At 63.9% G+C, this 13,298-nt stretch carries 12 protein-coding genes; 3 read left to right on the plus strand and 9 right to left on the minus strand.

Going from position 1 to position 13,298, the window contains the following annotated elements:
- Positions 1 to 26: 26 nt before the first annotated feature.
- The 7 genes from ptsP to HV770_RS25745 all read right to left on the minus strand — a co-directional run bounded on the left by ptsP (position 27) and on the right by HV770_RS25745 (position 7,764).
- Entirely contained in the window at positions 27 to 1,775 is a 1,749-nt protein-coding gene (gene ptsP / locus HV770_RS25715; RefSeq protein WP_175164251.1) for a phosphoenolpyruvate--protein phosphotransferase, read from the minus strand.
- A 301-nt stretch (positions 1,776 to 2,076) separates the two neighbouring features.
- Complete coding sequence (locus HV770_RS25720) at positions 2,077 to 2,346, minus strand: HPr family phosphocarrier protein (RefSeq protein WP_175164253.1); 270 nt, start codon at positions 2,344 to 2,346, stop codon at positions 2,077 to 2,079.
- A 114-nt stretch (positions 2,347 to 2,460) separates the two neighbouring features.
- A complete protein-coding gene (locus HV770_RS25725; RefSeq protein ID WP_175164255.1) occupies positions 2,461 to 2,988 on the minus strand; it encodes a PTS sugar transporter subunit IIA in 528 nt (175 codons plus the stop codon).
- 329 nt (positions 2,989 to 3,317) lie between these two features.
- On the minus strand, positions 3,318 to 4,274 hold the full coding sequence (gshB, locus tag HV770_RS25730) for a glutathione synthase (protein ID WP_175164257.1): 957 nt from the start codon (positions 4,272 to 4,274) through the stop codon (positions 3,318 to 3,320).
- 102 nt (positions 4,275 to 4,376) lie between these two features.
- A complete protein-coding gene (gene gshA / locus HV770_RS25735) occupies positions 4,377 to 5,666 on the minus strand; it encodes a glutamate--cysteine ligase (protein ID WP_175164259.1) in 1,290 nt (429 codons plus the stop codon).
- A 236-nt stretch (positions 5,667 to 5,902) separates the two neighbouring features.
- Positions 5,903 to 7,381, minus strand: a complete 1,479-nt coding sequence (locus HV770_RS25740) for an ammonium transporter (RefSeq protein WP_175164261.1) — start codon at positions 7,379 to 7,381, stop codon at positions 5,903 to 5,905.
- A 44-nt stretch (positions 7,382 to 7,425) separates the two neighbouring features.
- A complete protein-coding gene (locus tag HV770_RS25745; RefSeq protein ID WP_006048089.1) occupies positions 7,426 to 7,764 on the minus strand; it encodes a P-II family nitrogen regulator in 339 nt (112 codons plus the stop codon).
- 396 nt (positions 7,765 to 8,160) lie between these two features.
- Between HV770_RS25745 and HV770_RS25750 the strand changes: the two genes are divergently transcribed.
- Both HV770_RS25750 and HV770_RS25755 read left to right on the plus strand, forming a co-directional pair.
- A complete protein-coding gene (locus HV770_RS25750) occupies positions 8,161 to 8,418 on the plus strand; it encodes an accessory factor UbiK family protein (RefSeq protein WP_175164264.1) in 258 nt (85 codons plus the stop codon).
- Positions 8,419 to 8,539: 121 nt separating this feature from the next.
- Positions 8,540 to 10,147, plus strand: a complete 1,608-nt coding sequence (locus HV770_RS25755; RefSeq protein ID WP_175164266.1) for a YifB family Mg chelatase-like AAA ATPase — start codon at positions 8,540 to 8,542, stop codon at positions 10,145 to 10,147.
- A 333-nt stretch (positions 10,148 to 10,480) separates the two neighbouring features.
- On the opposite strand, the gene HV770_RS25760 is transcribed toward HV770_RS25755, so the two are convergent.
- Positions 10,481 to 11,164, minus strand: coding sequence for a hypothetical protein (locus tag HV770_RS25760; RefSeq protein WP_425497478.1), 684 nt, complete (start codon positions 11,162 to 11,164; stop codon positions 10,481 to 10,483).
- Between the two features lie 170 nt (positions 11,165 to 11,334).
- Between HV770_RS25760 and HV770_RS25765 the strand changes: the two genes are divergently transcribed.
- Positions 11,335 to 11,862: a peroxiredoxin family protein gene (locus HV770_RS25765; RefSeq protein WP_175164268.1), complete on the plus strand. Its 528-nt coding sequence runs from the start codon at positions 11,335 to 11,337 to the stop codon at positions 11,860 to 11,862.
- A 75-nt stretch (positions 11,863 to 11,937) separates the two neighbouring features.
- Here the strand turns inward: HV770_RS25765 and HV770_RS25770 are convergent, their stop codons facing one another.
- The gene (locus HV770_RS25770; RefSeq protein ID WP_175164270.1) at positions 11,938 to 13,290 is read right to left on the minus strand and encodes a sigma-54-dependent transcriptional regulator; all 1,353 of its coding nucleotides are present in this window, start codon (positions 13,288 to 13,290) and stop codon (positions 11,938 to 11,940) included.
- Positions 13,291 to 13,298 lie beyond the last annotated feature (8 nt).

Consider the following 13,298-nt stretch of genomic DNA (forward strand, 5'->3'; position numbering starts at 1 on the left):
TTTCATGCGAATAACCAGCCTCGCGCTCAGGCCTGCGCGACGCGCTTGAGTGCGGCCTGCACCTCTTCCGGTTCGAACGAAGCCAGCACGTCGGCCACCGGCTTCTCGAGCGTTTTGAGATGGGAGCGCAGCACCTCCTGCTTGACCACCAGCAACTGGCTCGGGTGCATCGAGAACTCGGTGAGGCCCATACCCAGCAATAAGCGCGTCAGCGCCGGATCCCCCGCCATCTCACCGCACACCGACACCGGCACGCCCGCGCGCCTCGCCTCGCGCAGCGTGAACGCGATCAGATGCAGTACGGCCGGATGCAGCGGGTCGTACAGGTGCGCCACCGCGTTGTCCGCGCGATCGATCGCCAGCGTGTACTGGATCAGATCGTTGGTGCCGATCGACAGAAAGTCGAGCCGCTTCAGAAACAGCGGCAATGCGATGGCGGCCGCCGGGATCTCGATCATCGCGCCGACTTGCACGTTGGGATCGTAGGCAATGCCTGCATCGTCGAGTTGGCGCTTGGCTTCGCGCAGCAGATCGAGCGTCTGGTCGATTTCCTGCGCGTGCGCGAGCATCGGAATCAGAATCTTCACCGTGCCGAACGCCGACGCGCGCAGAATCGCGCGCAACTGCGTGAGGAACATCTGCGGCTCCGAGAGGCTCCAGCGAATCGCGCGCAGCCCCAACGCGGGATTCGCCGCAGTCTCGTAGCCGTCACCGCCGCCGATGGAGTCGAGCGGCTTGTCGGCGCCGACGTCGATGGTGCGGATCGTGACCGGCAAACCGTTCATCAACTCGACGGCCTGGCGGTACGCGGCGAACTGCTCTTCCTCCTCGGGCAAGCGGTGCTTGTGATTCATGAACAGGAACTCGGTGCGGAACAGACCCACGCCGGTCGCACCCGAGTTGACCGCGGCGCGCGCGTCTTCCGGCAGCTCGATGTTCGCGCACAGTTCGATGCGCGTGCCGCACAGCGTTTGCGTCGGCGAAAATTTCAGGCGCTGCAGCTTGCGTTGCTCCAGCTCTTTTTCGCTTTGCCGATACGAATACTCTTCGAGCACGATCGGCGCGGGATCGACGATCACGATGCCATGATCACCGTCGACAATGATGAGGTCATCTTGACGGATCAACGCGCTCGCGTGCTGCACGCCGACCGCGGCCGGAATGCCCAGGCTGCGCGCGACGATCGCCGTATGCGACGTGCGCCCGCCGAGGTCCGTGACGAAGCCCTGAAACGTCTGCGTCTTGAACTGCATCATGTCGGCCGGCGCGATGTCGTGCGCGACCACGATCATCTCGTCGCAGGCGCCGTGCACCCCGCCACCGAGCGTCGCCGATGCCCCCGCGAGCGCCTTCAGCACGCGCTCCACCACCTGCTCGATGTCGGCTTTGCGCTCGCGCAGGTACTCGTCTTCGATGTCGTCGAAGTGACGCGACAGGCGCTCGAGTTGTTCGGTCAGCGCCCACTCCACGTTGTAGCGGCGCGTGCGGATCAGGTCGATGGTTTCCTGCACGAGCATCGCATCGTTCAGGATCATTGAATGAACATTGATGAACGCGCCCATTTCGCTGGGCGCGTCTGCGGCGAGATCGGCGCGCAGCGTGTCGAGCTCCCGATGCACGTGTTGCTGAGCCGCGCGAAAACGCTCGACCTCGCCCTCGATCTGGGCAGGTTCGATCAGATAGTGGTCTACGTCAAGTGCTGCCGGGGCGATCAGATAGGCCCGCCCGATGGCGATACCGCGTGACACGGGAATTCCATGCAGCGTGAAGGACACGCGCACCTCCTCTAGTTGTGTGATGCCGCGGCAAACCGCTGCAATGCTCTCAGACTCTGCTGGTCATTATAAATTCCGCACCCTCCGCAAGTACGGCGGGGCTATGTGCAGCGCAGCACCAATTATCGTCATCGACATGACAATGCGCCTTCAGCAGGTTTGCATTCCAGCAAGTTGATCACGCCTATGCGCAGATAGGCAAGCCGATTTCCCCGCGCCTGTCTGCCCATTCTCTCGCGCTAAAAAAAACGCCGCGGACAACCGCGGCGTAGATGCTCGTTGTAAACGTGCATGCGCGACTTCACTGACCCTCGCCGAATTTATCGGCAATCAGTTTCAGCAGTGCGTCCATCGCTTCCTTTTCGTCAGTGCCTTCCGTTTCGATCAGCACCGTGCTGCCGATGCCCGCGGCCAGCATCATCACACCCATGATGCTCTTGGCATTGATGCGGCGGCCATTGCGGCTCATCCAGATTTCCGCCTGGTAGTTGCCCGCGAGTTGCGTCAACTTGGCCGACGCACGTGCGTGCAGCCCCAGCTTGTTCACAATAGTCGTTTCGTGTTGCAGCATGTGATGGTCCAAAAGCGCGGATAAGTATGGTTACGAAAGGTGAATCTGCACACACCCGTTGCCCTGCATTTGAAGCATTGAGCATTGGGCTTTGGAACGGTCTGCGCGCGCGGCCTACAAACCGGCCGCGTCAGTCTTCTGGGTCAGATCGGCGTCGGCCGGGAGCGCGGGTAGACAGTCGCCCGCAGCCGCGTCGGGCGGCAAACCCGAGATGCACTCGCTGACAGCCGCCGCGCACGCCACGGAGGCCGGTGTAGCCGGTCCGATTGCATGCACGCCCTTGGTCGCGCCGGCGAGCGCCTTGTCGACCAGCGTGTCGAGCGGCGTGGCGCGATAGCAGACCGCGCGTACCAGCATCGGCAAATTGACGCCGCAGAGCACGCGTACATTCGGCACCGTGGCGAGCCGGCCCGCGATATTCGCGGGCGTCGCACCGAACATATCCGTGAGCACGAGTGCGCCGTTTTCTTCCTTCAAACGCTCGATTTCCGCGTTCGCAAACGCAACCTGTTGCGCCGGATCGCAATCGGGCGATACGTCGATCACGCCGATGCGAGCCGGCAAACCGCCGTAGATGTGCGAAATACAATCGCGCAACGCGGTGGCGAACGGAGCGTGCGCAATGATCAGAATGCCTGCCATGTCAGCCTTGCTGCAAAAGAACGGCCCCAAACCGTGGACCGGGACAAGGCCCGGTTCGTCAGCGCCCTCGACCGGCCGTAGGTCATGAGAGCCGGAACGCATCATTTGATGAGCAGAGCGTCCGCGCCGCGCCATGCCGGCGCCGCCTGGTCATTGCTCACTCACCGTCCGCGATCCGTGCGCGTGGCCTCGGTTGAAGCCATCGAACCGGCTTTGCGCGGAAGAGCGGGCATTGTATCAGGCTCATTTTCACGCCAAATCCGGCGCTGCGCTTGCTGCGGATTTACTACACAGGTGGGGGGCTATGGCGGGCATTCAAGGCTCACGCGTCAGGCCGCCGCGTGCTCCAGCGCGTCGATGAACATCGCGGCCACGTCGAAGCCGGTCTGATCCATGATCTCCCGGAAACACGTCGGGCTCGTCACGTTGACTTCGGTCAGCCAGTCGCCGATCGCGTCCAGCCCGACCAGCAGCAGACCGCGCGCCGCGAGCACCGGCGCCAGCGTCTCGGCGATCTTGCGATCATGCTCCGTGAGCGGACGCGCCACGCCGAGGCCACCGGCTGCGAGATTGCCGCGCACTTCATTACCCTGAGGAATACGCGCGAGCGAATATGGCACTGCAGCGCCGCCGATCAGCAAAATGCGCTTGTCGCCGTCCTTGATTTCGGGGATGAACTTTTGCGCCATCACCGAGCGCGCGCCATCGTGGCTCAGCATTTCGACGATCGAGCCCAGGTTCATACCGTCGGCCTTCACGCGGAACACGCCCATGCCGCCCATGCCGTCGAGCGGCTTGAGGATCACGTCGCCGTGCTGTTCATGGAATGCGCGCAAACGGGTCGGGTCGCGCGTGACCAGCGTGGGCGTGACGAACTGCGCGAACTCGCCGATCGCCAGTTTTTCCGAATGGTCGCGAATCGCCTGCGGCTTGTTGAAGATGCGCGCGCCGCCGCGCTCGGCCATTTCGAGCAGCCACGTCGACGTGACGTATTCCATGTCGAACGGCGGGTCCTTGCGCATCACCACCGCGCTGAAGCTCTTCAGCGCGCGCGGCGCGGCCGCGTCGGCGGCGTGCCACTCGTCGCGATGCAGATCTGTCACGTCGCCGACGATCGCAATCCGCTGCACGTTCGCTTCGACGTCGCCGCCCGTCCACGCCAGATGCTTCGGCTCGCACGTGTACACCACGTGCCCGCGGCGTGCGGCTTCGGCCATCATCGCATAGGTCGAATCTTTGTAGATCTTGAACTGGGAGAGCGGATCGGCGATGAAAAGAATGTCCATGAAGGTCCCGGTGCGCCCTGACGGGGCGTGGCATTGTTCGTCAATATAGTCGTTGAAAATGGCGATGGCGGCACGCATGCCGCCATCGCCATTCAGGATGGCTTAGACCTGGATTGCTTCCGGATCGGTCTTTTCCAGTTCGACCGATGCGGCAAGCAGCCCGAGCCGCGCCACCACACCGTACATGTAGAACCGGTTCGGCGGCGCCGCGCCGGGCTTCGCGTGCGCGTCCGGCAGCGCCGTATGCTCGAAGCCGAGCGGCACGAAGTGCATGCCGGGCGCGTTCAGGTTCTGGTCGCGCTCGCGGCTGCCGTGCACACGGTAGAAGCCGCCCACCACGTAGCGGTCGATCATGTAGACGACCGGCTCGGCGACTTCCTCGCCGATGCGCTCGAACGTGTACACGCCTTCCTGCACGATCACGTCGTGCACTTCGAGGCCGTCTTTGGTGGCCGCCATCTTCGCGCGCTCGCGCTTGGTGAGCGCGGCCACTTCCGACGCGTCGTGCACGGTCATCACGCCCATGCCGTACGTGCCCGCGTCCGACTTGATGACGACATACGGTTTCTCGGCGATGCCGTACTCGCGATACTTCCTGGCGATCTTTTTGAGCACGCCGTCGATCGCGTCGGTCAGCGCTTCTTCACCGGTGCGCTCCTGGAAATCGACGCCTTCGACATGCGCGAAGTACGGATTGATCATCCACGGATCGATTTCGACCATCTTCGCGAATTTCTTCGCGACGTCGTCGTAACACGAGAAATGCGTGGATTTGCGACGAACCGCCCAGCCGGCGTGCAACGGCGGCAGCAGGTACTGTTCGTGCAGATTTTCGAGCACGGGCGGGATGCCCCCTGACAGGTCGTTGTTCAGCAGGATCGAGCACGGGTCGAAGTTCTTCAAGCCGAGACGGCGCTGCGAACGTTCGAGCGGTTCGAGCACGAGTTTCTGGCCGTCCGACAGCGCGATCGTGACAGGCCCGTTGATGCTTTCGTCGAGCGTGCCGAAACGCACGTTCAGGCCGGCCTGGCGCATGATCGCGGCGAGACGGGCGACGTTTTCGAGGTAAAACGCGTTGCGCGTGTGGCGCTCCGGAATCACCAGCAGATTCTTCGCGTCCGGGCAGATCTTCTCGATCGAGGCCATCGCGGCCTGCACGGCAAGGGGCAGCACTTCCTGCGGCAGATTGTTGAATGCGCCCGGGAACAGATTGGTGTCGACCGGCGCGAGCTTGAACCCCGCGTTACGCAGATCGACGGAGCAGTAGAACGGCGGCGTGTGCTCCTGCCATTCGAGCCGGAACCAGCGTTCGATGGCGGGTGTGGCGTCGAGGATCTTCCGCTCGAGATCGAGCAGCGGGCCGTTTAACGCCGTAACTAGGTGCGGAACCATTGATCACTCGCAGACTGGAGAAAAAAGATTGTAGAGCAAATGCTTTGTCCATTTGGGGACGGTTTCTCCATTCGCAAGCGGACGCGAATGCATTCTCCCTATGGTCATGATAGGCGGGGAAATCTGCCGCTCACAAGAGAGCCAGCAAGAAAAAAGCCCGCCATGAAGGCGGGCCGAATCGCTGCGCTTGATCGTGATCAGACGAGCCCGGGAGCACGGGCTCGCAGACGTTTTGCTTATTCGACGTGTTCGCCGTGCAGACTCACGTCGAGGCCCTCGCGCTCCTCTTCTTCCGTCACGCGGATGCCCATCACCATGTCGATGATCTTCAGCAGGATGTAGCTCACCACGCCGCTGTAGACCAGCGTCGTCAGCACGCCCTTGGCTTGCACGATGACGCTGCCGTCCGCGCCGCCAATGTCCTTGACCGCGAACACGCCGGTCAGGAGCGCACCGACGATACCGCCGATGCAGTGCACGCCGAACGCGTCGAGCGAGTCGTCGTAACCGAGCTTGTGCTTGAGCCACGTGGCCGACCAGAAGCAGACCACACCCGCCACGATACCGATCACCAGCGCGCCCAGCGTGCCGACGAAGCCCGAGGCCGGCGTAATCGCCACCAGACCCGCCACCGCACCCGACACGATACCGAGCACCGACGGCTTACCCTTGGCCGCCCATTCGGCGAACATCCACGCGAGCGCTGCCGCAGCGGTGGCCACTTGCGTCGTGAACATCGCGAAACCGGCACGGCCGTCAGCCGCCACCGCCGAACCCGCGTTGAAGCCGAACCAGCCCACCCACAGCATCGCGCCACCGATCAGCGTGAGCGTGAGGTTGTGCGGAGCCATGGCTTCCTTGCCGTAACCGACACGCTTGCCAAGCACCAGCGCGCAGACCAGCGCCGCGATACCGGCGTTGATGTGCACCACCGTGCCGCCCGCGAAGTCGAGGATGCCCGCGCTAGCCAGCCAGCCCGTCGGTTCCCAGACCATGTGCGCGATCGGCGAGTAGACGATGATCGACCACAGCGTCATGAACACCAGCATCGCCGAGAACTTCATACGGTCGGCAAACGCGCCCGTGATCAGTGCCGGGGTGATGATCGCGAACGTCATCTGATAGACGAAGTAGACCGTTTCGGGAATCGTCGGAGCCAGATGGCTGACGGTCAGCGTCGTGGCCTTGTCGCCCTTGATGTAGTTCATGCCCGTCATGAAGACGCGCGAGAAGCCGCCGATGAACGAGCCGCCCGGCGTGAAGGCGAGGCTGTAGCCCACCACCGTCCAGATGATCGTCACGAGGCAGGTGATCGCGAAGCTTTGCATCAGCGTCGCGAGCACGTTCTTCTTGCGGACCATGCCGCCGTAGAACAGCGCCAGACCCGGGATCGTCATGAACAGCACGAGCGCGGTGGAGGTCAGCATCCAGGCGGTGTCGCCCGAATTGATCTTCGACGAATCGACCGAAAACGGCGCGGTCGGCGCCGCCGGGGCGGCGTCGGCTGCGGGAGCCGATGCCTCAGGCGCGGCTGCTGCCGGTGCCGAAGCTGCTGCGGCGGCTGGTGCGGCCGACGCGTCCGGCGCCGGGGCGCTGGCGGTCGCATCGGGAGCCGAGGCGGCTGCGGGAGCGGACGCGTCGTCCGCAAGGGCGGCGCCCATACCGCCCGCGAGCAGCGAACCGGCCATCAGCAGGGACATCAATAATTTGCGCATCTTTCGTTTCCTCTTATCGCTATCTGTGTCGCTATCTTTTCGTGTTACAGAGCGTCCGCGCCGGTCTCCCCGGTGCGAATCCGGATTACCTGCTCGATCGGCGTGACGAAGATCTTGCCGTCGCCGATCTTGCCGGTGCGCGCTGCGCGTTCGAGCGCCTCGATCGCCTGGTCGACGATGTCGTCCGAGACAGCTGCCTCGATCTTCACTTTCGGCAGGAAATCGACGACATATTCAGCACCCCGATACAGCTCCGTGTGGCCCTTCTGGCGGCCGAAGCCTTTGACTTCCGTCACCGTGATGCCCGAGACGCCGATGGCCGACAAGGCTTCGCGCGCCTCATCGAGCTTGAACGGCTTGATGATTGCGGTAATGAGCTTCATGAAATCCCTCGCTAAGTTGCGTAACCCGTTGCGTAACCGTTTTGCGTACCCGTAACCCGTTCCTTGGTCTCATCCCTCTGCCGGCGAAAAGCGTCCGGCAGTGCGCGCGGGGCAGTAACAGCAACTCGCATGCCATGTTGTGTCAGACTGCGCACCGCGCGCGCCAGGAAAGGCGCGCAAGCGGCCTTGGCCGGATGGCTAACGATGGCCGGGCACGCTGGCGCGGCGTATGGATCGTTGCTAGAGTGTTCGAAGGTTTAAACGCGAGGGCGACGCACCAAAGGCGCTCATGCCGCAGCGGCACGCAAATTGGGACGCACCAAGACGGCCCATGCGTGATGACAAAGCACAGGCGTAACGAAATATGCACATTTTTTGTGCACAAAGGGGAACACCATGAAACAACCAAACGATGTTTTCAATGACTTTCAGGCTCGTATGAGCGAGCTGTTCAAGAACTCGCCGGCCAAAGACGTCGAACGCAATGTGAAGGCCATGCTGTCGCAGGGCTTTTCGAAACTCGACCTCGTGACGCGCGAGGAATTCGATACGCAGACCCAAGTGCTGGTACGCACCCGCGCCCGCCTCGAAGAGTTGGAGCGCCGCGTCGCCGAACTCGAACAGAAGCTGCCGGTCGCCTCACCAACGCCTTAACGCATCGCTTGTAGCGCACCAGCTGTGCAGTGCTGCCCATCACAGGCAAGCGAGCCGTGACGTCATCAGCGTTTTAGGGGACTTGCGCGCGCCTCCGGCGTGCCGTCCGACGGGAGAAGATATGTCGCTTGCCGTGGTGCGCAGTCGCGCGCCGGCCTCTGGCCGCGCGCCCGAAGTTACTGTCGAGGTTCACCTCGCAAATGGATTACCCTCATTTTCGATCGTCGGGCTTCCTGATCTGGAAGTGCGCGAAAGCCGCGAGCGCGTGCGCGCAGCCCTGCAAAACTGCGGCTTCGACTTCCCTGTCCGACGTATTACCGTCAATCTCGCCCCCGCCGATTTGCCGAAGGAATCCGGCCGCTTTGACCTGCCGATCGCGTTGGGCATCCTCGCGGCGAGCGGGCAGATTCCCGTTGAATCCCTACTGTATCGGGAGTTTGCCGGCGAGCTATCGTTGACTGGCGCGCTGCGGCCGATGCGCGGCGCTTTCGCGATGGCGTGCGGGACGGCGCGCAGCGGCGCGGCTCAGCGCGGCGCGTACGGCGGCGGCTTCTCATCTTCCGCGATCCACGGAGAGTCGACCGTGGCCCCCCTCCCCCCGGAGCGTACTCCGCAGCTCTATCTCCCTGCCACCAGCGCGGCGGAAGCCGCGCTCGTGCCCGGCGTCGATGTCTACGGCGCCGCCGACCTGCCGTCGCTCTGCGCCCACCTCGCCGGAGCGCCCGATGCGCGGCTTTCTCCCGTCGCTGCGCCCGACCTCGCCGAAAGCGCGCCCGCTGCCGTGCCCGACATGGCCGACGTGATCGGCCAGCGCGGCGCGCGCCGCGCCCTCGAAGTTGCCGCGGCCGGCGGGCACCACGTGTTGCTGATCGGACCGCCCGGCGCGGGCAAATCGATGCTCGCCGCCCGCCTGCCGGGCCTGCTGCCCCCCATGACCGACGACGAGGCGCTCAGTTCTGCCGCTTTGCTATCCGCCAGCCGGGCTGGCTTCACGGCGGCGCAGTGGCGGCAGCGCCCGTTTCGGGCGCCGCACCATTCGTCGAGCGCAGCGGCGCTGGTCGGTGGGCGCAATCCGCCGCAGCCCGGCGAGATCACACTGGCGCATCTGGGCGTTTTGTTCCTCGACGAACTGCCCGAATTCAGTCGCGATGTCCTCGAAACGCTGCGCGAGCCGCTCGAAGCCGGTCGCATCACAATCTCGCGCGCCGCCCTGCAGGCGGATTTCCCGGCGGCCTGCCAGCTGATCGCCGCGATGAACCCGTGCCCCTGCGGATGGCGCGGTGACCCGGGCGGCCGCTGCCGCTGCACGCCGGAAATCGCGGCGCGTTATCTGCGCAAGCTGTCCGGCCCTTTGCTCGATCGAATCGACATTCAACTTGAGATTCCGGCGCTCACGCCAGCCGAACTTGCGGCTCGGTCGGCGACGGCTGGCGAGGCGAGCGCGGCGATCGCTCGACGGGTATGCGTCGCACGCGAGCGACAACTGCGGCGGCAGGGCAAGACCAATCGCGAACTCGGCGGCCGGGAAGTGGACGAGGTCTGCCGCCCCGACACGGCGGGCGAAGCGCTGCTGCGCGAAGCCGGCGAGCGCTTCCGATGGTCAGCGCGTGCTTACTATCGGGTGCTAAAGGTCGCCCGTAGCATCGCCGACCTCGCAGGGGCGACGATGCCGAGCGCTGCGCAGATCGCGGAGGCCATCCAGTACCGACGGGTTTTTGGCTCGTTATGAGGAGAAAAATATGCTGTCAAGACTTGACTTATGCACACATGCGCGCTTCGGATAGATTTTGATACATCTGAAAGGTGCGCTGAAGGGCTCGATCGAAACCCATTGATTTAATTGGATTTTTTAAAACAACCGAAGTCGGGGAGAACTGTCAGGATGCCCGCGGGACGGGCATGTGCGGCAGATAGCGGGGGAGTTCTCAACAGAGTTATCCACAGGGGCGCCGAGCATGGGGGAAACTTCAACGTAAACCGGGAATTAGCGCACGATGCTGCGAAGGAACTTTCACTATAAACGTCGTTCCCTCGCGCGCCCGATCGGCCAAAAATACCGCCTTCAAAAAAGTTTGAACGATGAAAAAAACTGTTCCACCTGCTCTGGCGGCAGCGGTTTGTCGGCGATGATTGCCGCCTGATAGACGTGCCGACCGCGCGCCGCCAGACGGGCGTAGACCGTGCGCATTTCATGCTGCGAGCCCGCCTCACCGCTGAGCTTCATTTCGAGACCCAGCACCTGACCGCCCGCCGCAAGCGGGATTTGCACTGCGTGCGCGTGGGGCGCCGCGCCAACGTTACGAGCTAGGCCGTCGCGCAGAAAAGCCAGCGCCGCACGCTGCGTGGCTTCCTGGTCGTCGGGCAGCATGACGGTGCCGACCGCGAATACCGCGTTACCGGCTTCGGCCGTTTGCATCGTCATCGGCATCGCCGCGCCGCCGATCTGCACCGGCCGCTGATCGTTGCCCGGCTTGGCGGGAAAGTCGACGGTGTAGCCGTTGTCGTTGTTCATGATGGTGCGCCAGTCGAAGGTCGGCGAGCAGGCGCTCAACGAGGCGCCGAGCGCCAACGCGCAAGCAGTCGCAGCGAGCAGCCTACGCCCGCGCGGCCGGCGCGAGGCAGCGTCCGCAGCGCCGACCGGCGGGTTGTCATCGGTTGGCAGGCCGCTTCGGAAACGGCTACCGAAAAAAAAGCAGGCAGGGATTCGGGCGAGGAAACGGCTAATGCAAAAGGCAGTTCTGAACATGGGGACAGAAGATCGGACCGACCGAACGTAAAACCCTATTATCCGCTGCCGCCCCGCCTCCTGCCGTGCCAACGGAATGGGGCTACAATAGCGACGCTGTCCAGCACCGGCCCAACGGCCCGACCGACCCACTGGCCCGCGCGTTCCGCGCGACTCTCGAGGTTCCGTTCATGAACTCCAACCCATCTTCCGCCGCCCGGCGCGCGAGCCCACTGCGCTACATCATCGCAGCCGCCGTGGCGATCGTGCTGGCGGTCGCCGGCTACTTCGCGTTTGCGGGTCAGCAGCGCGTGCCCGATGCCACCTTCACGCTGCTGTCCGGCCAGAAAGTCACGACCGCGGACCTGAAAGGCAAGGTCTATCTCGTCAACTTCTGGGCGACGAACTGCGATACCTGCATGAAGGAAATGCCGCAGATGGTCGAGACCTATAATCGTTTCAAGGGCCGGGGCCTCGAATTCGTGGCGGTTGCCATGAACTACGACGCGCCGATGTACGTGACCAACTACACGCAAACGCGCCAGTTGCCGTTCAAGGTTGCCATGGACGACGGCTCGGCTGCCAAGCAGTTCGGCAACGTGCAGCTCACGCCCACCACCTTCCTGATCGACAAGGACGGCAAGATTCTGAAGCGTTACGTCGGCGAGCCCCAGTTCGCGGAACTCGACCAGTTGCTGGAAAAGGCGCTGAAGGCGTAACGCCCTGTGCCCTAGCTCGATCCGAGTCGATCTGATTCAAACGCGCCGGCCGCGCCTTGCCGCCGGCGCCGTTCCTCACCGCTCCCCTTCCCCTTTGGCCGCCAGGCCATATCGCTTGATCTTCTCGTAGAGCGTGGCCTTGCCGAGCTGCAGCTTATCCGCCGCCACCGCTACTGCCCCGCCGGCCTGCTCCAACGCTTGCGCGATCATCGCCCGCTCGAACTGCTCGACACGCTCCTTCAACGGTTGCGTGGCAGCGGGGTCGTCGGCGCAAGACATGACCGGATCTTCTGCGACGCCGAGCACGAAGCGGTCGGCAGCATTGCGCAGTTCTCGCACGTTGCCCGGCCAGTCGCGCTGCATCAGGCTCGCGCGCTGGCGATCGGTGAGAATCGGCGCAGGACGTTGGTAACGCACCGCCGCATCCAGCAGGAAGTGTTCGAAGAGGGGCACGATGTCCTCGCGACGCTCGCCCAACGGCGGCAGCGCGATCGTCACCACGTTCAGCCGATACAGCAGATCGCGCCGGAACGAGCCGTCCGCGACGTGCTCGGCCATGTCGCCCTTCGCCGCCGCGACCACCCGGCAATTCACGCGAATCGGCTGATTCGAGCCGAGCCGCTCCAGCACGCCGTCCTGGAGCACGCGCAGCAGCTTGACCTGCAACGCGAGCGGCATGCTCTCGATCTCGTCGAGAAACAACGTGCCGCCCGACGCATGTTCGAGCTTGCCGATTCGCCGTTTCGCCGCGCCGGTGAAGGCGCCCGGTTCGTAGCCGAACATCTCGGACTCGAACATCGGCTCCGGCAACGCGCCGCAATTCACCGCGATAAACGGCTTGTCGCGCCGCGGCGAGAGCTCGTGCAGACTGCGTGCGATCAACTCTTTCCCCGCGCCGGTATCGCCGTTGATCAGCACGGAGGCGTCGGTCGGCGCGATGTTCGCGATCAGCCGCCGCACCTGTTCGATCGCGGGACTGCGGCCGATAATCCGCGGCGCCACCGAGTTCTGCTCCGCCAGTTCACGGCGCAGGGCGAGATTCTCCAGCACCAGTTTGCGGCGCTCCAGCGCGCGCCGCACGGTTTCGATCAGGCGCTCGGACGCGAACGGCTTCTCGATGAAGTCATACGCGCCGTCGCGCATCGCCTGCACGGCCATCGAGATATCGCCGTGGCCGGTGACCAGGATCACCGGCACGTCGGGCGCTCGCTCGTGGCACTGCGCGAGCAGATCGAGCCCGCTCGCGCCCGGCAGGCGAATATCGCTGACGATCACGCCGGAGAAATCCGCGCTGATCATCTTTGCCGCGGCTTCCACCGACGCATGGCCGACCACGTCGAAGCCCGCCAGTTGCAGGCTCTGCACGCTGGCGCGGCGCACCAGTTCGTCGTCTTCGATATACAGCACTTGCAGGCCGTGGTTCAGCATCGCGTTTT

The sequence above is a fragment of the Paraburkholderia fynbosensis genome (assembly GCF_902859935.1).
GTDB lineage: Bacteria > Pseudomonadota > Gammaproteobacteria > Burkholderiales > Burkholderiaceae > Paraburkholderia > Paraburkholderia fynbosensis.

Excerpts from the sequence above, each read along its gene's own strand:
- HV770_RS25720 (WP_175164253.1), bottom strand. The coding sequence starts at position 2,346 with ATGCTGCAACACGAAACGACTATTGTGAACAAGCTGGGGCTGCACGCA.
- HV770_RS25725 (WP_175164255.1), bottom strand. The coding sequence starts at position 2,988 with ATGGCAGGCATTCTGATCATTGCGCACGCTCCGTTCGCCACCGCGTTG.
- gshB (WP_175164257.1), bottom strand. The coding sequence starts at position 4,274 with ATGGACATTCTTTTCATCGCCGATCCGCTCTCCCAGTTCAAGATCTAC.
- gshA (WP_175164259.1), bottom strand. The coding sequence starts at position 5,666 with ATGGTTCCGCACCTAGTTACGGCGTTAAACGGCCCGCTGCTCGATCTC.
- HV770_RS25740 (WP_175164261.1), bottom strand. The coding sequence starts at position 7,381 with ATGCGCAAATTATTGATGTCCCTGCTGATGGCCGGTTCGCTGCTCGCG.
- HV770_RS25745 (WP_006048089.1), bottom strand. The coding sequence starts at position 7,764 with ATGAAGCTCATTACCGCAATCATCAAGCCGTTCAAGCTCGATGAGGCG.
- HV770_RS25750 (WP_175164264.1), top strand. The coding sequence starts at position 8,161 with ATGAAACAACCAAACGATGTTTTCAATGACTTTCAGGCTCGTATGAGC.
- HV770_RS25755 (WP_175164266.1), top strand. The coding sequence starts at position 8,540 with ATGTCGCTTGCCGTGGTGCGCAGTCGCGCGCCGGCCTCTGGCCGCGCG.
- HV770_RS25760 (WP_425497478.1), bottom strand. The coding sequence starts at position 11,164 with ATGTTCAGAACTGCCTTTTGCATTAGCCGTTTCCTCGCCCGAATCCCT.
- HV770_RS25765 (WP_175164268.1), top strand. The coding sequence starts at position 11,335 with ATGAACTCCAACCCATCTTCCGCCGCCCGGCGCGCGAGCCCACTGCGC.
- HV770_RS25770 (WP_175164270.1), bottom strand. The coding sequence starts at position 13,290 with ATGCTGAACCACGGCCTGCAAGTGCTGTATATCGAAGACGACGAACTG.